This is a genomic window from Aminobacter anthyllidis (genome assembly GCF_018555685.1).
Taxonomy (GTDB): domain Bacteria; phylum Pseudomonadota; class Alphaproteobacteria; order Rhizobiales; family Rhizobiaceae; genus Aminobacter; species Aminobacter anthyllidis.
In genome coordinates, this window is the sequence record NZ_JAFLWW010000012.1 from 121,250 (window position 1) to 143,011 (window position 21,762).

General features: G+C 58.8%; 18 protein-coding genes, 2 pseudogenes and 2 riboswitches. Of the genes and pseudogenes, 12 read left to right on the forward strand and 8 right to left on the reverse strand.

The genetic code is table 11. The annotated features are described in order from the left end of the window. Position 1: 1 nt before the first annotated feature. The 3 genes from J1C56_RS28825 to groES all read right to left on the reverse strand — a co-directional run bounded on the left by J1C56_RS28825 (position 2) and on the right by groES (position 2,488). Entirely contained in the window at positions 2-352 is a 351-nt protein-coding gene (locus J1C56_RS28825) for a hypothetical protein (RefSeq protein ID WP_214393388.1), read from the reverse strand. 120 nt (positions 353-472) lie between these two features. Next, positions 473-2,128, reverse strand: a complete 1,656-nt coding sequence (gene groL, locus J1C56_RS28830; protein ID WP_214393389.1) for a chaperonin GroEL — start codon at positions 2,126-2,128, stop codon at positions 473-475. A gap of 63 nt (positions 2,129-2,191) precedes the next feature. Beyond that, the gene (gene groES, locus J1C56_RS28835; RefSeq protein ID WP_214393390.1) at positions 2,192-2,488 is read right to left on the reverse strand and encodes a co-chaperone GroES; all 297 of its coding nucleotides are present in this window, start codon (positions 2,486-2,488) and stop codon (positions 2,192-2,194) included. A gap of 310 nt (positions 2,489-2,798) precedes the next feature. Between groES and pmtA the strand changes: the two are divergent. Beyond that, positions 2,799-3,396: pseudogene (gene pmtA / locus J1C56_RS28840) on the forward strand (phospholipid N-methyltransferase PmtA). A gap of 123 nt (positions 3,397-3,519) precedes the next feature. Here the strand turns inward: pmtA and J1C56_RS28845 are convergent. Then, positions 3,520-4,047, reverse strand: coding sequence for a helix-turn-helix domain-containing protein (locus J1C56_RS28845; RefSeq protein WP_338001523.1), 528 nt, complete (start codon positions 4,045-4,047; stop codon positions 3,520-3,522). A 117-nt stretch (positions 4,048-4,164) separates the two neighbouring features. On the opposite strand from J1C56_RS28845, the gene J1C56_RS28850 reads away from it, so the two are divergent. The 4 genes from J1C56_RS28850 (at position 4,165) to J1C56_RS28865 (ending at position 7,930) form a co-directional block, all read left to right on the forward strand. After that, the gene (locus J1C56_RS28850) at positions 4,165-4,767 is read left to right on the forward strand and encodes a hypothetical protein (protein WP_214393392.1); all 603 of its coding nucleotides are present in this window, start codon (positions 4,165-4,167) and stop codon (positions 4,765-4,767) included. 56 nt (positions 4,768-4,823) lie between these two features. After that, positions 4,824-5,285, forward strand: a complete 462-nt coding sequence (locus tag J1C56_RS28855; RefSeq protein WP_214393393.1) for a hypothetical protein — start codon at positions 4,824-4,826, stop codon at positions 5,283-5,285. A 351-nt stretch (positions 5,286-5,636) separates the two neighbouring features. Next, a complete protein-coding gene (locus J1C56_RS28860) occupies positions 5,637-6,485 on the forward strand; it encodes a hypothetical protein (protein WP_214393394.1) in 849 nt (282 codons plus the stop codon). Beyond that, positions 6,482-7,930: an SMODS domain-containing nucleotidyltransferase gene (locus J1C56_RS28865; protein ID WP_214393395.1), complete on the forward strand. Its 1,449-nt coding sequence runs from the start codon at positions 6,482-6,484 to the stop codon at positions 7,928-7,930. Before J1C56_RS28860 ends, J1C56_RS28865 begins: the two co-directional genes overlap by 4 nt. 416 nt (positions 7,931-8,346) lie before the next feature. On the opposite strand, the gene J1C56_RS28870 is transcribed toward J1C56_RS28865, so the two are convergent. Further along, positions 8,347-10,317: an acetoacetate--CoA ligase gene (locus J1C56_RS28870; protein ID WP_214393396.1), complete on the reverse strand. Its 1,971-nt coding sequence runs from the start codon at positions 10,315-10,317 to the stop codon at positions 8,347-8,349. Positions 10,318-11,065: 748 nt separating this feature from the next. Between J1C56_RS28870 and ehuB the strand changes: the two genes are divergently transcribed. The 7 genes and pseudogenes from ehuB to J1C56_RS28905 all read left to right on the forward strand — a co-directional run. Beyond that, complete coding sequence (gene ehuB, locus J1C56_RS28875; protein ID WP_214393397.1) at positions 11,066-11,941, forward strand: ectoine/hydroxyectoine ABC transporter substrate-binding protein EhuB; 876 nt, start codon at positions 11,066-11,068, stop codon at positions 11,939-11,941. A 111-nt stretch (positions 11,942-12,052) separates the two neighbouring features. After that, positions 12,053-12,718, forward strand: a complete 666-nt coding sequence (gene ehuC / locus J1C56_RS28880) for an ectoine/hydroxyectoine ABC transporter permease subunit EhuC (protein ID WP_214393398.1) — start codon at positions 12,053-12,055, stop codon at positions 12,716-12,718. Beyond that, positions 12,681-13,391, forward strand: a complete 711-nt coding sequence (gene ehuD / locus J1C56_RS28885) for an ectoine/hydroxyectoine ABC transporter permease subunit EhuD (RefSeq protein ID WP_246592092.1) — start codon at positions 12,681-12,683, stop codon at positions 13,389-13,391. Before ehuC ends, ehuD begins: the two co-directional genes overlap by 38 nt. Positions 13,392-13,447: 56 nt before the next feature. Further along, a complete protein-coding gene (gene ehuA / locus J1C56_RS28890; protein ID WP_214393440.1) occupies positions 13,448-14,212 on the forward strand; it encodes an ectoine/hydroxyectoine ABC transporter ATP-binding protein EhuA in 765 nt (254 codons plus the stop codon). 265 nt (positions 14,213-14,477) lie between these two features. Next, complete coding sequence (locus tag J1C56_RS28895) at positions 14,478-15,662, forward strand: M24 family metallopeptidase (RefSeq protein WP_246592094.1); 1,185 nt, start codon at positions 14,478-14,480, stop codon at positions 15,660-15,662. A gap of 165 nt (positions 15,663-15,827) precedes the next feature. Next, a riboswitch (glycine riboswitch) is annotated at positions 15,828-15,917 on the forward strand. A gap of 2 nt (positions 15,918-15,919) precedes the next feature. Next, positions 15,920-15,997: riboswitch (glycine riboswitch) on the forward strand. A gap of 54 nt (positions 15,998-16,051) precedes the next feature. Then, a complete protein-coding gene (locus J1C56_RS28900; protein ID WP_214393399.1) occupies positions 16,052-17,293 on the forward strand; it encodes a D-amino acid dehydrogenase in 1,242 nt (413 codons plus the stop codon). A 2-nt stretch (positions 17,294-17,295) separates the two neighbouring features. Continuing rightward, a pseudogene (locus J1C56_RS28905) lies at positions 17,296-17,691 on the forward strand (malate synthase G); the annotation flags it as partial. Between the two features lie 572 nt (positions 17,692-18,263). Here the strand turns inward: J1C56_RS28905 and J1C56_RS28910 are convergent. From J1C56_RS28910 to J1C56_RS28920, 3 genes are read right to left on the reverse strand one after another with little or no spacing between them, the layout of a single operon-like run. Beyond that, the gene (locus J1C56_RS28910) at positions 18,264-18,791 is read right to left on the reverse strand and encodes an aminomethyltransferase family protein (protein ID WP_214393400.1); all 528 of its coding nucleotides are present in this window, start codon (positions 18,789-18,791) and stop codon (positions 18,264-18,266) included. Then, on the reverse strand, positions 18,784-21,492 hold the full coding sequence (locus J1C56_RS28915; RefSeq protein WP_214393401.1) for a 2Fe-2S iron-sulfur cluster-binding protein: 2,709 nt from the start codon (positions 21,490-21,492) through the stop codon (positions 18,784-18,786). The genes J1C56_RS28910 and J1C56_RS28915 overlap by 8 nt, the downstream gene beginning before the upstream one ends. Further along, positions 21,489-21,752 carry a sarcosine oxidase subunit delta gene (locus tag J1C56_RS28920; RefSeq protein ID WP_214393402.1) on the reverse strand — a complete coding sequence of 88 codons (264 nt, stop codon included), beginning with the start codon at positions 21,750-21,752 and terminating at the stop codon, positions 21,489-21,491. The genes J1C56_RS28915 and J1C56_RS28920 overlap by 4 nt, the downstream gene beginning before the upstream one ends. Positions 21,753-21,762: the final 10 nt, after the last annotated feature.

The following is a 21,762-nucleotide window of genomic DNA, read 5'->3' on the forward strand; positions in this document are numbered from 1 at the left end:
CTTATTCGCAAACCATACGGTACCGCTTGCCTGGCTCGCTGACGTTCTTGCAGACAAGCACCTTGTGCGGCTCGGAAGAGGAGAGCGGCGGACTTGCGGCCCGCCAAATGACTCTCTTTGATGTCTTTTGACTTGCCGAACGGCGCGGTTCGAGTCTCGCCGGCTCCTGCGGCGCAACCGGAAACACGCTGGCTTCGATCTGCGGCTGCTGCAGGCGTGGCGGTTCTTTGTCAAAGAATCGCCTGGCATCAAGCGATCTCGGAATAATCACCGTACCATCATCGCTGTGCGCGCAGCCGCTGCCCAACAGTAACGCCAGCCCCAGGAAAAAAGGCAGTATCCGTCCAAACATAAGCATAACCCTTGGCGGGCGAATACCCCGGCTTGCGGGTCGCCGACAACCGGCGCAAGGGCACGAAGAAAGGGCGGCATTGCTTGCCGCCCTTTCGAAATTGTCGAGATGCCTGGACCTTTAAAAGCCCATGCCACCCATACCGCCCATGCCGCCGCCGCCCATGCCGCCAGGCATGCCGCCGCCAGCCGCTTCCTTCTTTGGAGCTTCGGCGATCATGGCTTCGGTGGTGACGAGCAGGCCGGCGACCGAAGCCGCGTCCTGGAGAGCCGTGCGAACGACCTTGACCGGATCGACGATACCCATGGCGATCATGTCGCCATATTCGCCGGTCTGGGCGTTGTAGCCGAAGGTCGCGTCCTTGTTGTCGAGGATCTTGCCGGCAACGATCGATGCTTCCGCACCGGCGTTGGCCGCGATCTGGCGGGCCGGAGCCTGCAGCGCACGACGAACGATGGCGATGCCAGCGGTCTGGTCGGAATTGGCGCCGACAGCCTTGATGCTCAGCGAAGCGCGCAGCAGAGCGACGCCGCCGCCGGGAACGATGCCTTCTTCGACGGCCGCACGGGTCGCGTTGAGGGCGTCATCGACGCGGTCCTTCTTTTCCTTGACTTCGATCTCGGTCGCACCGCCGACGCGGATCACGGCAACGCCGCCGGCCAACTTGGCCAGACGTTCCTGCAGCTTCTCCTTGTCGTAGTCCGAGGTGGTCTCCTCGATCTGCTGCTTGATCTGGGCAACGCGGCCCTGGATCTCGGCCTTCTTGCCGGCGCCGTCGACGATGGTGGTGTTCTCCTTGGAGATCGACACCTTCTTGGCGCGGCCGAGCATGTTGAGGCCGACATTCTCGAGCTTGATGCCGAGGTCTTCCGAAATGACCTGGCCACCGGTGAGGATCGCGATGTCCTCCAGCATGGCCTTGCGGCGATCACCGAAGCCCGGCGCCTTGACGGCGGCGATCTTCAGGCCGCCACGCAGCTTGTTGACGACGAGCGTGGCCAGAGCCTCGCCTTCGACGTCTTCCGAGATGATGACCAGCGGCTTCGAGGTCTGCACGACAGCCTCGAGGATCGGCAGCATGGCCTGCAGGTTGGAGAGCTTCTTCTCGTGGAGGAGAATGTAAACGTCTTCCAGATCCGCAACCATCTTGTCGGCGTTGGTGACGAAGTAGGGCGACAGGTAGCCGCGGTCGAACTGCATGCCTTCGACGACTTCGAGTTCGGTCTCGGCGGTCTTGGCTTCCTCGACCGTGATGACGCCCTCATTGCCGACCTTCTGCATCGCTTTGGCGATCATCTTGCCGACCGACTCGTCGCCATTGCCGGCGATGGTGCCGACCTGGGCAACCTCTTCCGAGGTCTTGATCTTCTTGGCGTTCTTCACGAGGTGAGCGACGACTTCGGTCACGGCCAGATCGATGCCGCGCTTCAGGTCCATCGGGTTCATGCCGGCGGCAACCGCCTTGTGGCCTTCCTGGACGATCGACTGCGCCAGAACGGTCGCGGTCGTGGTGCCGTCGCCGGCGATGTCGTTGGTCTTCGAAGCGACTTCGCGGATCATCTGCGCGCCCATGTTCTCGAACTTGTCTTCAAGCTCGATTTCCTTGGCGACGGTGACGCCGTCCTTGGTGATGCGCGGGGCGCCGAACGACTTGTCGATGACGACGTTGCGGCCCTTGGGACCGAGCGTGACCTTGACCGCATCGGCGAGGATATTGATGCCGCGCAGCATGCGCTCGCGGGCGTCGCGGGAGAATTTTACGTCTTTGGCAGCCATGTTTTAGCTCCTGGCAGGGGCTTGGGATCAAGCCCGAAATTCAGTTGACGGTGAGGCCGATAATCAGCCGATGATGCCCATGATGTCGGATTCCTTCATGATCAGAAGGTCTTCGCCATTGAGCTTGACTTCGGTGCCCGACCACTTGCCGAACAGGATGCGGTCGCCAGCCTTGACGTCCAGGGGCACGAGCTTGCCCGCTTCGTCACGAGCGCCGGAGCCGACGGCGATGATCTCGCCTTCCTGCGGCTTTTCCTTTGCCGTATCGGGGATGATGATCCCGCCGGCGGTCTTCGCTTCGGATTCGACCCGGCGAACGACCACGCGGTCATGAAGCGGGCGGAACTTCGACTTTGCCATTTTTTGGATTTCCCTGGTGCGGAGATTGAGAGGTCGTCGGTTGCCGGAGCGTTGTTAGCACTCAGAGGTGTCGAGTGCTAACGCGGCTGTGAGATAGGCTACCGGCTCATCCTAGTCAAGAAGGAAGAGGGGCACGGGCGAAGACGAAAATCGCGCTGCCATGCGACCGCAAGAGGCCCTCGCTGTTCGTGACTGCCAGTACCGGGCTCTAACCGCAAGCAAGTCGTAACGGGCTTGCAAATATCGCAGAGCTTGGCCACAACGCGCTTTGCCAGATGACCTAGGGTGAGGGCGCAAGCAAGGAGTGGATATGGTTTTCCGACTGAAGGAGCTGCTCGGCAAGAGGTTTGATGAAGAAGTGCAATTCTTCAAAGCCTGGCAGAAGGACAAGAAGGGCGTAGGAGCCCTCATCCCCACTTCGATTTATGCGGCGCGCCGGATGGCAAGCGTCATCAACCCGCGGTCCGGAATGCCGATCCTAGAGCTTGGCGCGGGAACCGGCGTCATCACCAATGGCAATCCTGGAGAGGGGCATCAAACCGCATCAGTTGGTGTCGGTCGAAAACTCTAGGAATTTCTACGACGGCCTGGTGCAACGCTTCCCGGGCGTGGACTTCAGATTGGGCAACGCATTTGCGCTGAATGAAGTTCTGGGTGAGCGCAGGGGTGAACAATTCGATTGCGTGGTCAGTGCAGTCCCGCTGTTGAGCTTTCCTATGGAACAGCGCGTTGCCCTGATTGAGGATCTGCTTGCCCGCATTCCTGCCGGACGGCCGGTAATTCAAATCACCTATGGGCCTCTGTCGCCGGTGATCAAGATGCCCGACCGCTACGTGGTTTCTCACTATGACTTCGTCGTCCGTAACATACCACCGGCACAGCTCTGGACCTATCGACGAGCAGTCTAGCCAAATCCGGCACCCGAAGGGCCGACCGCGCGGAGGTGTATGCAATCAGGCCCCATGTGAAATTGCCATCAGTGCGCTTTCATTTTTGCTGGGTCTATGCTGGATCGGCTCTCGAATAGAAGCCTACTTCTCCACTTTGTCGAAAACAGCTAGATCAGCGGTTGGCGGGATCTTTTCGGAAAAGAGGAAGGTCACTGGACCAAGTTTCAACGCCTTGGCGATCGCGGCAATCGTGTCCACGCTGATGTTGCCGCTTGCCCGTTGCAGTTTCGTGAACGTCGCCTCCGCCACGCCGATGAGTTCGGCCATCTCATAGCGGTGCAAAGTACGTCGTTGTCGCTCAAAATCAATGATGCGCGCCAGTCGTTTGCGGATCGCATTTTCGTCCAACCGATGCGCCCATTCCGGAACTTTCTTACGGCCGGCGAGCAGTCCTGCAACAGACACTTGCAAGCCGTTTGCCATAATCTGCAGCGTCGTCAATGTGACATTATTTTTCTGACGCACAGTCTGAATATAGGTTCGGTAGGCGAGTTTCTCGCCGTCGGCGGTCCGAAACAGCTCGGCCATATGCATATGGGATAGGCCGCGTTTGGCTCTCTCCCGCTCAAGCATCAGAGCAATGTTGACGCGCAACGGGTTGTTGACCACGCCTCCGTCGTCTCGTTTCATAAATCGATGTAGTCGCACAAACCTGCCTTTTTGACCTGTCCTTTTTCGCGCGGATCATCCATAGTAAACTGTCAAATCTGCAGCGAGGAAAAGGCTATGACCATACTAAAATTCCTGCTGGGGGGTGCCGTCGCCATCGCGGGCGCCGCAGCTCTTCCATCCCAATCAAAAGCGTCGGAATGGGGCTGTCAGGTACTCCTATGTCTTTCCGGCGACTGGCAAGGCACCCCCTCGTGCCACCCGCCAATTTACAAGTTGATTGCGGCGATGGAAGCCCCGGGTTTTAATTGGCCGACCTGTCCGCAAGCCAACTCCAGCGCGGCGAGATTTGAGAAGTATGAGGATTGTCCGTCTGGCTGGCAAGCAGTTGCCAGCTCCGAATCCGATCGGCCGGGCTTAGGTCAAGAACGGAACATCTGCCGCATCGCGGCCGATAGGCTCTCCCTGCCCGTCGTTTTCAAAAACAACGCCCTCGGCGGGCATCATGGAGACGGATCACGTCAGGTCCAAGTCGAAATCGACGGTAAGGTGGTGACGGCAACAATCCAGACCGCGGGGAATGATCGAGGGCATTCCCTTGGTAATGGCCCCACCTACTACGCCATCCCTCGACCGATGCGCGGAAAGCCCTGGTTCATCGAGTATGATGACGCGAACGGCGTGCGCCAGGAAAGCTGGTTCAATCTCAACATGCCATGAGCCGGGCGATCACGCAGGACGATGCACGATGGGGTCGCAATTCAGGGAGGTTTGTAGTGTTCAAGGCGCTTCTCCTGTCCACGGTGATTTTGAACACAGGCCCAGTGTTGACGGCGGCGGCTAGTCAGAGCGACAAGCCGCGCTCAGGCGTGGACAATCCTATGTGGCCCGCTTCACTGAAATGGGATTGCAAGACCGCCGCCAAAATCGTGTGTGAGCGTGATGGCAGTTGCTCGGTGGCTGAGGACCACACTGGATTTGTGCTGAACTACGGCAGCAACGAAGCTGAGTTCCCGGCCAGCAATGTCAGGATCAAACGCCACTATCAACAGACCGTGCAGGCAAGCCCTTTGCAGCAGGAAGTCAAAGTCGAACTGGCCGACAATCGCGTACTCTGGCTGACGGCCGTGGATGCCAGCCGCACTTATTCCGAAGCGTGGGTCGGCGCACTGAGCGAGTTGAAGGGTGGCGCGGTACTGATGGAATCCGAGGGTGTCTATTGCATGCCGCGTAAGTGAGTGCGCCGAGAGGGCAGGGGAGCGAGGCCGGTATGGTCCGGCCTCGAGCGGCAGGCACTGCGAGGCGGTTGAGCGCCTCATGGGTGCGAGCTGGCGAAGTGCGCGGACATGGTCGATCGGGATCGGACTGCACGGCGGTCCGATATGGACGCTTGTTGAATGCAGCAGGCCGTGGACGGCCTACGCGACGTGGAGCAGCCGACCCCTCGCTCCGCTCTCAGTTTGATGCGATGTTTCGCCCTGCAGGACCGAAGAGCAAATTTTTTTGTGTAAACATCTTTTTTACCCTTACATTCTTTCAAAGCGACCACCAAATCTTCGGCATTGATTTTTTTATTGCCGAGGGAAACAATGTCGCTTTCGCCCGAAATACTCGTCGGATACCTGCGCAAAGAATATAAGAGTGCCGCGAGCCACCGTGTGTTCTTGTTTTGGCTGCAACTGCTTGTGGCTTTGCCGGGCGCTATCTCGGTCATCACAATCGACGAGACATTGACCTATTTCCTGACCATCGGTGCCGTGGTCCTGTTGGTGATATGGTGGCTGGCTTACAGCCGCTACCAGCGTACTCGGGACGCGGCCGAGACCGCGAGGCGAACGGCCCTGCTCGTTGGTGGCCTTGGGTACAAAATGTCGGCCGACGAAACCCTCGCGTTCCGGGCTAAGATGACGATCAGCGAGGAAGAAGCCGAAGCGTCGATCAAGGCCGACTATTACAATACCCGGATCCCGGCGGGTCCCGCGCGCCTCGCCGAAATGCTTCACGAGTCGGCATTCTACACAGCCGCACTGCAGAAAATCAGCGCATTCGCGATGATGGCCCTGTTTGTCGTGCTTGTCGTGGCCTTCGCAGCGGTTGCATTCGCGGCTCTGCCGTATGTCGAACATGCTACGGCCCTCATCATCATGCGGATTTTCCTCGCGCTGATGGTGTTCTGGATGTCCACGGACGTTCTGGGCGCCTGCCTCGCTCACCGTAGCGCCGCCGCCGAGATCGAGCGCGTCAAGACCAGGCTGCAGATCGCGCGCAAGGACAATTATCCCCTGCACGACGTGATGATGATCATGGGGGACTACAATGCGGCCGTCGGAAGCGCCCCGGAAGTCGTCCCTTGGGCTTATGACCTCTCAGCCCCGAAGCTCAACCGCATGTGGGACGAATATATCGCCAACGTCCATCAGGTCGTAGTGCACGCATGAAGTTGCTCAATCATTTCGGCGACTTCCTGAAAGATGAAGTCAACCTCAACCAGACACGCATCGGAAGCCTCGAAACCAGCATCGACGCGATCGAGGCCTATATCGACGGATCCGAGTGGGCCGACATTATCGTTGACTGGGTGCCGCAAGGATCCTGGGCGCACAAGACCATCATCAAGCCCGTCGACAAAGGTGAGTTCGACGCTGACCTTCTCGTTTATGTAAATCCTGTCGAAGGGTGGGAGGCCAAAGATTACATCAACGATCTCTATGCCCAGTTCCGCGCCAGCGACACCTACCGAGAAATGGTCAGGCGGTGGTCGCACTGCGTCACAGTAACCTATGCCAACGACAAGAAGATCGATGTCGCCCCGTGCGTGGTCGGCCGGCTCGTCAACGGCCAGCTTGAAGTCTGCAATCGTGATGCAAACGTTTTCGAGCGAACGGAGCCGCAGCAATACACGGCCTGGCTGATCGAGCGGAACGGGTGGACGGGATCGAACACGTTCAGGAAGGTCACCAGGCTGATCAAGTACATGCGGGACATCAAGACCCGATTTACCTGCTCGTCGGTGCTGTTGACCACCATGCTCGGCGAGCGGGTGACAAGCCAGGACAGCGGCCAGGCCTATGTGGCCGACGTCCCGACCGCGCTGAAGACAATATTCGGCCGCTGGGACGATTGGCTTCAGATCAACGCGACCAAACCTGCCGTTCGCAACCCATACCTGTGGAATGAGGACTTCGCAGCCGGCCTGGCCCAAGAACAGTGGACAAATCTCCGGGACAAAATTCACACCTACCGGCAGTGGGTCGACGAAGCTTACGACGAGCCGAACCAGAATGAGAGCATCAGCAAATGGCGCCGAGTCTTTGGCGACAAGTTTGCGAAGAACGTCGACACCGAGGCGGCAGTGTCCGTATCCAAAGCCGCAGCAAATATCATTACGGAATCTGCAGGCGCACTGGCCGACGTGGCGGGCGATTTGATTGCCCTGCTGAAGCGTTATGGGGGGAGGGTGATCACCCCGGACTTTCCGCATCTACCCTATATGCGGCAGCCCAAATGGCGACGGTCGCCCGGACAGGGCATAGCCGTAAACATCAAGGCGTCCCTTTATCAATCCAAGGGCTACAATAGGATCCGAGATGTTCAGTCGCTCGAATTGCTGCCGGCGGGTCGTGCGATCGAGTTTCGAGCTGTGACGGCAACGGGTCTCCCGTTCCCCACAGACTTTGACGTGCAGTGGCGCGTCACTAACACCGATGAGGAAGCAAGACAAAGGGGTCAGCTGCGAGGTGGCTTTGAAAGCTCCGACACCCACGGCCAACGCTGGGAAACTCTGCAATATCGAGGCGTTCACATTGCTGAGGCCTTTGTGATCAGAAAGCAGGACAGGTCTCTCGTGGGAGTCAGCAAGCCGTTCTATGTGGCGATTGAATAGGGCGGCAGGCCATTCTTCCACCTCTGGAACCTAACAAGTTCAGGTTGATGTATGAATTGCGACACGCTAAAGTTGCATAATATTAGTTATGGAACTTTCCTAACACATTGAAATATAACACCTATTTTAGCAGCCCAGCCATGTGGCGGAACGCGCTCAGTGCGGACGCCTGAAACGCTTGATCGAGAGAACTGGTAGTAACGGTCCGCCCGATTACGATAGAAGGGGAGCCGCTTCTGCGCTTGATAATGCGCAGGCCGGATGGGGTGCCGGCCAAGTCCTTCAGAGCAATGGTACCGCGTGGCGTTCGCGACACCCGGCCTCGCAAAGGTTCGTGTCTGTGGCGAGGCGTTCCGGCGCCCTTCGTCGGCGCGTAAGGCATTCATCGGGGTTTGGTACGGACTGGTTTCACACACTCAGACCGCCAGCTGCGGCAGGTTCCTGAACAGCTGCAGCGCCTCGGGGTTGGCGAGCGCTTCCTTGTTCTTCACGGCACGGCCGTGAACCACGTCGCGCACCGCCAGCTCGGTGATCTTGCCGGACTTGGTGCGCGGAATGTCGGTGACCGCGACGATCCTGGCCGGCACATGACGCGGGCTGGCGCCGGTGCGAATCCTGGCGCAGATGCGCTTTTCCAGAGCCTCGTCCAGGCTAACGCCGGCGGCTAGGCGCACGAACAGCACGACGCGGACGTCATTGTCGAAATCCTGGCCGATGCAGAGCGCCTCGAGGATTTCCGGCATCTGCTCGACCTGATTGTAGATTTCGGCCGTGCCGATCCGGACCCCGCCCGGATTGAGAGTCGCATCCGAGCGGCCATGGATGATCATGCCCCCATGGGCCGTCCATTCGGCGAAGTCGCCATGGCACCAGACATTGTCGAACCGCTCGAAATACGCCGCCTGGTATTTCTTGCCGTCAGGGTCGTTCCAGAAGCCGATCGGCATCGACGGGAACGCCTTGGTGCAGACCAGTTCGCCCTTTTCCTGGCGGATTGATTTGCCGTCATCGTCCCAGACATCGACGGCGAGGCCGAGGCCCGGCCCCTGGATCTCGCCGGTCCAGACCGGCAGGGTCGGCACGCCGAGCACAAAGCAGGAGACGATGTCGGTGCCGCCGGAAACCGAGGCCAGATGCACGTCCTTCTTGATGCCGTCATAGACGAAGCGAAAATCCTCCGGCGACAGCGGCGACCCCGTGGAGGAGATGGCGCGCACCGTGGACAGATCATGCGTGCGGATCGGCTTGAGACCGGCCTTACGCACGGAATCGATGAACTTGGCCGAGGTGCCGAAGAAGGTCATTTCCTCGGCGTCGGCGAAATCGAACAGCGCATTGCCATCGGGATAGAAGGGCGAGCCGTCGTAGAGCAGAAGCGTCGCGCCGGAGGCGAGGCCCGAGACCAGCCAGTTCCACATCATCCAGCCGCAAGTGGTGAAGTAGAAGAAGCGATCGCCGTCGAGGAGACCGGCATGCAGCCGGTGTTCCTTGACATGCTGGATCAGCGTTCCGCCGGCCGAGTGGACGATGCATTTGGGAATGCCGGTCGTGCCCGAGGAGAACAGGATGTAGAGCGGATGGGCGAAGGGCAGCCGCTCGAAGCTGACCGTCCTGGCGGCGAAGGACGAGAGCGCCTCTTCGAGCGCGGCCGCCTTGTCGATGGTGGCGGCGACATCGCTTGACGTGCCGAGATAGTCGACGATGAGCACCTTGCGCACGCTCGCGAGCTTCTCGGCCACGGCGCGCACCTTGTCGGCGACCTCGATCGCCTTGCCACTATACCAATAGCCATCCGGTGCGATGAAGACGACCGGCTCAATCTGGCCGAAGCGGTCGAGCACGCCCTGCTCGCCGAAATCGGGCGAGCAGGACGACCAGACGGCGCCGATCGAGGCCGCGGCCAGCATGGCGGCGACGGTCTCAGGCATATTGGGCATCATCGCGGCGATGCGGTCGCCTTCTTTGACCCCGAGCGACACGAACAGCTGCTGCAGGCGCGAGGTCAGCGCATGGAGCTCATTCCAGGAGAGCCGGCGCTCGACCTTGTCCTCGCCGCGAAAGACGATGGCCTCCCCGGCCCCGGTCTTCTTCAAGAGATTCTCTGCGAAGTTCAGGGTCGCGTCGGGAAAGAACGAGGCACCCGGCATCTTTTCGCCATCGACAAGTACGCGCTCGCCCTTGTGGCCGACAAGCTCGCAGGAGTCCCAGACAAGGCTCCAGAACGCCTCGCGGTCGTCGATCGACCAGCGATGGAGCGTAAAATACGACCCCAAAGAGAGGTCGAAGCGAGAAGAAGCCTGGGCTGCGAAGCTGGATAGTGGGCTCTGCTCGATCTGGCAGGACTTCGGAGCCCAAAGTGGCGCCTGTGCTTCTTCAGTCGATATCATCGTTTAGCCAGCTCAATATTACGAGAACAATTGCACGGGATTTGACCGACGTTAGAGATCGCGGGCGAACAAAAGCCTGTCTGGCCCGCGGGTCGGCGAGCCCCCTGGTCACGGAGCAAGTCGGTCAAATTACCCAGTAGTGGTGGGCTTGATCCGCTTGATCCCGTGACCTCAGCCTGCAAGCAAGGTCTTGAGATCGATTTCGGGATCGCCAACAATCTCAGGGGGGATTTGCCGGCTTGTACGGCTTTTCCTTGCCGACTATCGTCATAGCCGGCACGCTCCGCCTGCTCAATGGCATTGCCAACGCTCTCCAGCCTGATCCGCGCACCCTTCGGGAATGACCAGCTCGCTAAGCTAACATTAGAAAGGCTACAGCCGTTCGATAGGGCGTTTTGCGCAAAAGGGCCGCCATTGTGAAACAAATGCCCCATTCAGCGGCGGAAAGTGAAATGCCGACCAATCGCCTACCGTTTGCGCGACGGGCGATGATTTGGCGACCATCTGCCCCGAAGCGCCTACTTATCAATACGCGATGCTCCCTATAGCTGGCGACAAAGTTCCGCTGCTGATAGAGCAGTATGTTTCACCGACTGGAGCGAACTGCGCCAGGCGTTGCATCCCGATCTCGTTTTTGGAGGAAAACTTACAGCATCTGGTGTCAGTGTTAAGGCGACCGGGGCGTTAAGAACGCTACGCGGTGCGTAAGCTGAAACCCGCCAAAAGCGGGATCAAAAAGGGGAATATCATGTCGATCATCATTACCCGCAGACTCCTCATCCAAGCAGCCTCCGCAATAGCCGTGGGGGTTATCGCCCTTCAGGCGAACTTTGCATCAGCTCAAACCAATCCCGGTCCGCTTTCCCAAAGGATAGCGAAGGGCGAGCCGATCCGGCTCGGTTTTTCCGATGAAGTACCCGGCGCATACCTCGGCAAGGATGGTAAGCCCACCGGCTTCGTCAACATAATGACTTTGGGCATCCTGAAGAAGATGGGGTACACCAATATCGAGTCGGTGCAGACCGAATGGGGTGGACTGATACCAGCCTTGCAAGCTGGGCGATCCGATATCATCACCGGTGGCATGTTCATCCTCGCCTCGCGATGCAAGAATGTGGCCTTCTCCGAGCCTATCTTCAAAATGTCAGATGCATTTATTGTTCCGAAGGGCAACCCGAAGGGTCTTCGCAACTACGATGACGTGAAGAAGAGCGGGGCCACAATTGTTGCCGCGACCGGTACGGCCAACATTGAAAATGCCAAGGCCGCTGGCGTTGATCCTGCCAAGATAATGGAAGTGCCGAGCCCCGTTGAGCTTCTTGCTGCGGTCAAGGCAGGGCGTGCGGACGTTGGAGCGAGCACATCCGTCGTAGTGGAGCAACTTGCGTCCAGCACGAATGGAGAGCTCGAAGCAACTGATCCCTCGGCGATGCCGAAGGAACTTTTCAACTGGGGCGCGATTGGCTTCCGGAAGGAAGACGCCGATTTCATCCCGGCTTTCAACAAGGCTCTTAAGGAATATCTCGGTTCTGACGAGATGATGAAGGCTGTAGCTGAGTACGGCTATAGCAAGACCCTGCTGCCCGGGGACGAAAAAGCTGACTGGATCTGCGCAAACAGGTAGTCAATCTCATGCGGCGAACCTAGTGTTAGGTTCGCCGCGCCTATTTGGTAGCAAATGCCCTCACGGGCGAACGCTCCAGTTGAACGGCGCTGGAGGGAAAGCTCTAGCGGCATGTCATATTTTGAGTTCATCAGCCAGTATGGCGAACGCATTCTGAGCGGGACACTCATCACGATCATATTGACGATCATCGCGGCCGCCTTGGCTGTTTCGATTGCGCTCATTGCTGGCTTAATGCGTTTATCGCCAAATCGCTTCGTCCGCAGTGTCGCGGCCGTGTATGTCGAAATTTTTCGAGGCACCTCCCTGCTCGTGCAGCTCTACTGGATTTTCTTTGTTCTGCCGCTCTTCGGGTTCACTCTTGAAAAATTCACGGCTGGTTTCATCGCGGTCGGCTTGAACCTCGGCGCTTACGGATCGGAATTGGTGCGCGGGGCAATTCTATCGGTTGCCCGCGGTCAGTGGGAAGCCGCGCTTGCACTCAACATGTCAGGCGTACAGCGCATGCGTCGCATTATACTTCCTCAAGCTCTCCTGATCATGCTCCCTCCCTGGGGCAATCTCATGATTGAGCTATTGAAAAGCACCGCCCTGGTCGCACTGATTGCCGTGGCGGATCTGACGTTTCAGGCAAAACAGATCAACTCCTCGACTTTCCTCTCGGCGCAAAGCTTCGGGACCGCCCTGATCATCTACTATGTCGTCGCTCGCTTCCTGATCACGCCCTCGATGAGATGGCTTGAACGGTTCATGGCGCGCAAGATGGGAGAGGCGTGAGGCCGTGCTGAATTGGGATTGGGATTTCACCTGGACGATCCTACCAAGGTTGCTATCAGCCACAGTCAACACGATACTTGCGGCTGGGCTTGGCTACGCGATAGCCGTTGTCCTAGGCCTCGTCCTGGCCCTTCTTCAGCGAACGCGGTCACCCATCTTCACTGCCAGCGTACGAGAAATCATCGAGTTCGTCCGCTCGACGCCATTGGTTCTGCAGGTATTCTTCGTCTTTTACGTCGCCCCTCAATTCGGCATCACGTTATCGCCATGGGTTGCCGGAATGCTTTCTATCGGCGTTCACTACGCGGCCTACCTGTCGGAAGTATATAGAGGCGGTATCGACTCCGTACCAAAGGGTCAGTGGGAAGCCGCAACATCTCTGAACCTCTCTACGACCAGGACGTATTTCCGCATCGTCATACCTCAGGCTCTGCCGCCATCACTCGCTGGGATGGGGAATTATCTAGTCGGCATCTTCAAGGATACTCCGATCCTATCAGTCATCGGCGTTGCCGAGCTGATGCACGCAGCGAACTCCATCGGTGCGGAAACGTACCGGTTTCTTGAACCTTACACACTGGTCGGCATCATTTTCCTTGCGATATCGCTGCCGACCGCTGCGTTGATCAGAGCATTCGAAGGCTGGATGCGAAGAAAATTGGGACTAACCTGATGACCGATGAAACCCACGCATCTTTTCCGCTTCGCCTCGAAGGCGCCAACGTGCCCATGGTCAGCTTCAGAAAGGTCACGAAGCGATACGGGAGCCTCGTCGTTCTGGACTCGCTTGATCTGGACGTCGCCGAAGGAGAAATGGTCACCATCATCGGCCCTTCGGGATCTGGAAAAACGACGGTTCTCCGTACCTTGATGACACTGGATTCGATCAACGACGGCGTGATTTACGTGGACGGCGAGCCGCTAACCCACATGTCCGACGGCACGAAACTCGTCCCCGCAAATCAGCGGCACCTGCGTAAGATGCGGTCGAAGATCGGGATGTGCTTCCAACACTTTCACCTCTTTCCGCACATGACAGCACTGGAAAATTGCATGGAGGGCCCGGTCAATGTTCTGGGCCTGTCCAAAAAGGAAGCCCGCGAGCGCTCGGAAGAGCTCCTGCGGATGGTCGGGATGGCCGACAAGCGGGATCAGCATCCTTCGCGCCTGTCCGGCGGCCAGCAACAGCGCGTTGCTATTGCGCGCGCCTTGGCTATGCGCCCCAAGGTGATGCTGTTCGATGAAGTGACGTCGGCGCTGGATCCAGAGGTGATCGGGGAGGTTACCGGAGTGATCAAAAAGCTGGTATCGGAGCACAACCTGACGATGTTGATGGTCACGCACCAGATGGGCTTTGCGCGACAAATCTCCGATCGGGTGAGCTTCTTCTACAAGGGTCGGATCGAAGAGCAGGGAACTCCCGACGAACTCTTCGGCGACCCGAAGAAAGAGCGGACTCAGCAGTTTCTCAGTGCGGTCCGCGAAGCCGTTTAGTGAAGTCGTTGACACACTGATCTGGCTCGTGTCGACCTCGAAGAACATCCGAAGATTTCGCTTTCATGGAAATGTCGAAGCTAGACGTGGAGGACCAACGCTTCGTTTCAAGGCGCCGGCCGCCCTGCGAATCCTCTGCATGACCGGAGGGCGGAAAAGCGATCCTCCCTGATTCTGAGCGGTGGCATCGATCGGAACCGAGTGAAGCAAACTGCCTACTTTCAAAATCCAAGAATGAATAATCGTACTCCTCAGTCAGCCGCGCATGGTGAAGAACATGGAAGATATTGCAAAGGTGGAGCGTTTTACAGTATCAGAATTCCAATCTCGCGTTTCGCGGGCTCAACAGGCGATGAGGGAGCACCAGCTCGACGGGCTGCTCGTGTCGTCCATGGACAACATCCGATATTTCACTGGGATCGATTCCACTTTTTGGGAGAGCTACGCCAGACCTTGGTTCGTTCTCGTACGGGCTGAAGGCGATCCGATCGCCATAGTTCCCGAGATCGGCCGTTCGATTATGGAAACGCTTTGGGTGAAGGAGATTCGCTCGTGGCCGTCACCACGGCGAGACGACGATGGCACATCGCTCGTGATCCAGGCGGTCTCGGAGTTGCCACGCCGCTTTGGACGTGTCGGTGCTGAGCTCGGAATGGAGTTGCGCGTTGGCATGCCGGTGAGCCAGGTTCTGGATATTATGAAGGGGCTTCAGGGTGTCGAACTGGTCGACGGATCGAAAGCGATATGGCAGCTTCGTATGATCAAAAGCGAAGCCGAAGTCGCGAGGATCAGGACGGCCATCGATATCGCCGGGGGCGTATACGATACGGTTCCAGATTTCGTTCGCATCGGTGACACTGAAAAACGCATCCAGCGTGAGTTCCGGGCTCGCCTGAACTCAAGCGGCGCCAGTTCGATCCCGGTTGTGATCTGCCGCTCGGACATCGGCGGTCCTTTCGAGATCACCGGCGGCCCGCGCGACCGCAAGATCGCCGACGGTGACCTTCTCTTCATCGACACCGGAACCACGTTCGACGGTTACTACTGCGATTATGATCGAAATTACCAAGTCGGCGACGCAACCGATGCGCTACTGCAGGCGCACGAAAAGGTCTGGCAGGCAAACGAGATCGGGTTGAAGTCAGTCCGTGCCGGGGTTTCCGCTGCCTCCGTCTTCCAGGCAATGGCGAAAGTCCTCTCCTCTGGCGAGGAAGACCTGAACAGCAACGGGCGTATGGGCCACGGCCTGGGCCTGCGGGTCACGGAGCCGCCGTCCGTCAAAGTTGAGGACCAAACGGTGCTGCAGGCCGGGATGGTGTTGTGCATCGAGCCCGGGCTCGAGTACGAACCCGGCAAGATCGTTCTTCACGAGGAAACGGTGCTGGTGACCGAAGGCGGCATGGAGTTGTTGACCAAGCGGGCCTCACGCCAACTGCCTCGGATCTACTAAGATATCAAGCGATCGCCTCATGCGTTCTCTTTCCCGAAGGCATGAAGTGTCCACGCTAACTTAAAGGTTCGTTTCGTTGCCGGGCACATTTTGCCGGGCACATTTCGTTGCTCCGGACATTTCGCACTAAAACTCCGCCTGTCTGCGGTACTAATGCCGTGTCCACAAGGTGGAACGGGAGAGATCGGCGAGAGCCGGCGCCGACGGAGCAACCCCCCAAGGAAACTCTCAGGCACCAGTGACCGTTCGTGCCGGACAATCTGGAGAGAGGCGCCTCGCGCCCACCGAAGGGGAACGCCGGAATCCGGTCAAGCTCTCAGGTACCGAGACAGATTTGGGGATCGCCGCAGGTTCACGCCTGCAACCGTTGATCCATTGGAGTTCCTCAAATGCCCAGAATTGTCGTGATCGGCGCCGGTATCACCGGAGTGTCGACAGCCTATGCCCTGTTGGAACGGGGATACGAAGTCACCGTGCTCGAAAAGCAGCGCTACGCGGCGATGGAGACATCATTTGCTAACGGAGGGCAGCTCTCCGCCTGCAACGCCGAAGTCTGGAACCATTGGTCGACCGTCATCAAGGGTATCAAGTGGATGGCGCGAAGGGACGCCCCGCTCCTGATGAACCCTTCTCCATCCTGGCATAAGTACAGCTGGCTGGCGGAATTCATGGCGAACATCGGCCGCTACCGGGAGAACACGATCGCTACCACGCGGCTGGCGATTTCCGCCAGGCACCACATGTTCGGCATCGCTGAGCGGGAAGGGATCGACTTCGACCACGTGCGCAAGGGAATCCTTCACGTCCATTACGACAAGGCAGGGTACGATCATGCGTCGAAGGTGAACGAGATGCTTGTCGAGGGCGGACTGGACCGCCATCCGGTCACCCCCAAGGAAATCGCCGAGATCGAGCCGGTGCTTTCCGGCAAGTTTCACGGTGGCTTCTACACGCCGTCGGATTCAACCGGCGACATCCACAAGTACACAGGCGGACTCGCTCAGGTCTGTGAGAGCAGGGGCGCGCGCTTCACCTACGATGCCGACGTGACCTCGATCACCAAGCGTGACGGGTTCCGCATCGCCTTCTCGACGAAGGGTGGCATCAAGGATGAGCTTCAGGCAGACGCTGTCGTCGTTTGTGCAGGTGTCCATAGCCGCACCATAGGCGCAATGCTGGGCGACCGGATCAACATCTATCCGGTCAAGGGCTACTCGATCACAGTCGATCTCGCTGACGAACTGTCCCAAGCTTCGGCTCCGTGGGTCAGTATCCTTGACGACCGGGCGAAGATCGTGACCAGCAGGTTGGGAACATCCCGGTTCCGCGTTGCCGGGACCGCTGAATTCAACGGCGCGAACCGGGATATAAGGGACGACCGTGTCAGGCCCCTCGTGGAATGGACGCGTACGCTCTTCCCAGGAGTTGCCACCAGTAAGGTCATCCCGTGGGCAGGGTTACGGCCCATGATGCCGAACATGATGCCAAAGGTCGGCAAGGGAAAGATCCCTGGAGTCTTTTACAATACGGGCCACGGTCATCTGGGCTGGACGCTCTCGGCAGCAACCTCGGCGGCGCTTGCCGAGGTCATAGGCGGGGAAATCCCGGTCGACCTGAGAGTGGCCGCATGAAGATGACTGACATATTTGCGGCTGGCGGCCTTCCCATCGAACTTGCTGGACTGAAGGTGGCGCGCGAACTGCGCGACTTCATCCGGGAGGAGGCCCTTCCAGGTACTGGTATCACGCCTGAAGCCTTTTGGGCGGCATTCTCTTCAATCGTCCATGATCTTGCACCGACTAACCGCGATTTGCTCGCACTCCGCGAGCTGATGCAGAGCAGGATCGATAGCTGGCACCGCGAGAACGGCACACCCGTCGACCTCGACGCATACAAATCGTTCCTGCGCGAGATGGGTTACATCGTGCCTGAAGGCGAGGATTTCACTATCTCGACGACAAATGTCGATCCTGAGATCGCAACGATCGCCGGGCCGCAGCTCGTCGTGCCGGTGATCAACGCGCGCTACTGACTGCCGTTGCGGCAATCCATTCGTCAGGCCTGATCCCAGTCTGCGATTGAGTCACTCGCCAATAAGAAATGATATCGCTCGTCGCGAGACACTGCGGCCAAGCGATGGATGATTTCCTACGCCCAGCTTAGGTGCCCCCATCCGCCGAGGACAGGGGCATTTCACACTACGTGCGCGTGTCGCGTTGGGCCATGCCAAGACGAAATAGATGCCTGCGGCCAGCACGAACAGGTGCATCGGCAGGAACGACATCATAGCGAGGTCTTTCGCGCGAAGCATGAGTTCGGGCGCGGCTATGAGCGAGCAGAGCGATGTGTCCTTGACCGATGGGGAAGTATCACGCGGACTGAAGCGTATCCGTGATAGGAGTACCTAAACCGATCTCTGTGATGGTTGGGGCCAAACATCGGGTCTGCGGTGCGGTCCTCCACCATTGTTCGTGTCGCCATGAAACCTACGTTGCGGGCCAGAAGGCGGCTTATCTGCTCGAGGCACTGAGCGCAGCTTCGCCGGGTTTGAGCTGCGTTCGAATTTTCAGAACGTTCGTAGGGGTGAGACGACGATCGCCTTTAACGGTTCTCGATGGTCGTTTTGATCCACAGCAGAATGGATGGCACCATCGGCGTCTCGATCAGAAGGCGAATCGAATCCCTGTCACGAAGAAAAGCCGTCACGACCGTCGCATGGCCGAATGAAATCGCGCTGGAGCGGGTCGGCTGCGACCAGTCCAATGCCGTAGCCCTTTTGAGAAGCCCGCTCAGCCCTGCTCCCGAGATGTCGAACCCGATGTAACCGTCAGTAGCATCTGTGACGGCATAGCCATCCGGATGCCATCCTTCTTCAACCGAGGTTGCTGACGGGACGACGGCGAGGCATTTGTCTCGCGCCAAGGCAACTGCATACGGCTCCTCGACGATTACGTCGGTGGCTCCTAGCGGGTGGGTCGTTATGCCAAGCGACGCGAGCCCGCGCCCCACGTTCCCACTCACCATCAAGATCTGTCGGCTTGGTGCGCGCACCAAGTTCAGAGTATCGGTGTTGGCGAAGCCAGTTTCATCAAACGACGCAGGCTCCCACTTCTGGCCGAAATCAAGCATTTAGCCGCGCTCCTTCGGGATCGAAAGCACAGGCCGCCGATACCCTCGCCTTTCTGACTGCTCCCAGGTGCTGCATTTCTATGATCTCTCCTTGGCGCTCCATCGCATTCTCTATCAATCCGAGCGCGATCGGCTTCCCAATCGTTGGACTGAAATAACTGGACGTCACAAACCCGATCGAGCGCGATTTTCCCGTAACACGCTCGATTGCGTGAGCTCCCGTCGCGAGCGGTCCGCCACCGTCGGTGATCGAGAGGCCAGTAAACTGGCGGCGCTTCTTTTCCTGAGCCCATTCGGTGAACAGCGACCGCCGGCCGACGAATTCGTCCGTACGCTTATCGCGCGGTCCAACGATGCCGAGGTCATGCGGCAACGTCAGGCCGTCCGTGTCCTTGCCGATCACGATGTATCCCTTTTCAGCGCGCAGGATCATCAACGCCTCCAACCCGAGCATCGTGGCGTTGAACCGTGCGCCGGCCTCCCTCAGGGCACAGAACAGGGACGCCGCTTTTGACTGCGGAACCGAAACCTCGAACGACAGGTCGCCTGAGAAGCTTACGCGCGCCAGGCGTACGGGGCCGCCTTCGAATGTGGCCATTCGCCAAGACATGTGAGGGAACGCCTCGTTGCCGAGATCCAGGCCCAGGCTCAACGAATCGAGTAGGGAACGCGACTTCGGCCCAGTGACGGTAAGGGTCGCCCAGCGGCTTGTGGCGTTATGGATGGACAATCTGGTAGGGTCGAAAAGATCCTGGCGTATGTCCTCCAGCCTGAGATGGACACCTGTCACGTGTGAACTGGAGCAGGACACGAGGAAACGCGTTTCATCGAGCCGGGCAATGACACCATCATCATACACGCTTCCGTTCTCGTTGAGCGTCAGGCCGTATCGAATCCTTCCGGGCTTGAGCGTTGAGACCTTTCCGTATCCGTTGAAGTCGAGGAGCAGTCCTGCGTCCGGCCCGATGACCTCAACCTTGCCGAGCGGACTTGCATCGAAGATCCCCACGCCCTCCCGCGCACGCAGCGCCTCGGACTGGATGTCCCTGTCATATGCCGCGGGTCGCAGCCATCCGCCGTACTCGCCGAATATGGCGCCTGCCGCCCGGTGCTCGGTCTCCAGAGCCAGGCGGCGAACGGGGTTGAACAGCTGTCCATGCCTGTATCCCGTGAAGGCCATCATCGAGACCGGAGTGTAAGGAGGGCGGAACGTCGTCGTTCCCGTCTCTGCTATGCTGCGCCCGGTAAACGCGGCCAAGGCGGCGAGGCCGTTGACGTTCGAGGTTTTTCCCTGATCGGTAGCCATGCCGAGAGTCGTGTACCTTTTCAGGTGCTCGACCGAACGGAAATTCTCCCGGGCCGCCAACGCGACGTCTTTTGAAGTGACGTCGTTCTGGAAATCAATCCAAGCACGCTCCTTGGTAGGCTTGGTTGGCCATGACGCTTGAACACGCCAACGGAAGTCTCCGTTCGCCGAGCCGATCACCTTGACGCCTTGGACCTCATCCTTGGGTACGAAGGCAGCGCGTTCGTCAGACCACGCGAGCTTGCCCTTTGCCTGGCAGAAGAGATGCACCGTAGGCGAGTAGCCGCCAGACACGAGGAGCGCGTCGGCAGGTATGGACCGCCCATTTTCGTCGATGACTGCTTCTACGCGGTTCTTGCCCCGCACGTTCGCGACCGACGAGACCTCAGTCACGTTGGCCCCCACGACCCGGAACGCTTCTGCAACTTCGGCGGTGCTGTCGTTATTGCTGGCGATAACGATCCTTTCGCCGACCCGCACGCCGTGCCGTCGAAGGTAGAAGAGTGCCGACGCGGCGGACATGATGCCGGGTCTGTCGTTATTGGGAAAAACGAGGGGGCGCTCAATGGCGCCTGTTGCCAAAACTATCTGTTTCGGTCGTATCCGGTGTGAGATAGGCGGATTCGTCGCTTTTTTGAGTTCGGCGACACAGACGAGATTATGGTCGTAGATCCCGTAGGCGGTCGAACGGGACATGATCGTGACACCGAGCCGGGACAACTCTGCAAGTGTCGATGCCAGCCACTCTTCCGCGTGCTCCCCATCCGCGGTGCGGGAACGGTACAGGAGCTGCCCGCCGGGTGCGAACCCTTCATCAACCACCGTCACCGAGCGCCCGTCACGGGCGGCCGCGAGAGCTGCCCGCAGACCGGAATTACCTGCGCCGACAACCAACACATCACAGGTGTCATGCACGTGCGAGGAAAACGCTTTCGGTGCCCACTCCCTGTCGATTTCGCCAAGTCCCGCCATCGCGCGGATCCTCGGTTCGAACCGTTCCCAGCTTGGCCACATGAACGTCTTGTAGTAAAAGCCGGCGGGGATGAATTTCGCGAACCTGTCCAGGAATCCGAACCTGTCGCGCGACGCGTCCGGCCTTGCGTTGATTGAACGGACGACCAGTCCATCGGCCAGCGGTGTCGTGGTCCCTCGTGCATTTGGCTCGTGGAAACCAGCGAGTTTCACGTCGAAAATGGCATTCGGTTCTTCGACACCGTGACCCCAAATGCCGCGGGGCCTGTGATACTTGAAGCTTCTGCCTACGGTGCGCACCCCGGCTGCGAGCAGCGCGGACGCTACCGTGTCGCCCTCAAAGCCGCGATGCGGCTTCCCGTCGAATGCGAACGAAAGCTCCTTCTCCCGGGTGATCCCCGTTCCTCCGCTAGGCAGTCTCATGCTTCAGCCGCTTTCCGCACCGGCTCAGAACCGTGAATGCTGTGCGTGACGCTGTTGCGGGACAGGATGAATAGTTCTCCGCACGTCAGATGCATCCAGACCTCGCGCGTGTCGCCTTTGACGTTGTTCTGGAAATAAAGGTACTTGGCCCATTCGTCCGGCGATGAACTTACCGAGCCGCGACGCTTTCCGGCTTCGACCGCGAATCGGAATTCTGTTTCGTCACGGTTCCCGCAGAACGGGCAGCAGATCAAATGCATGATGCGTCCT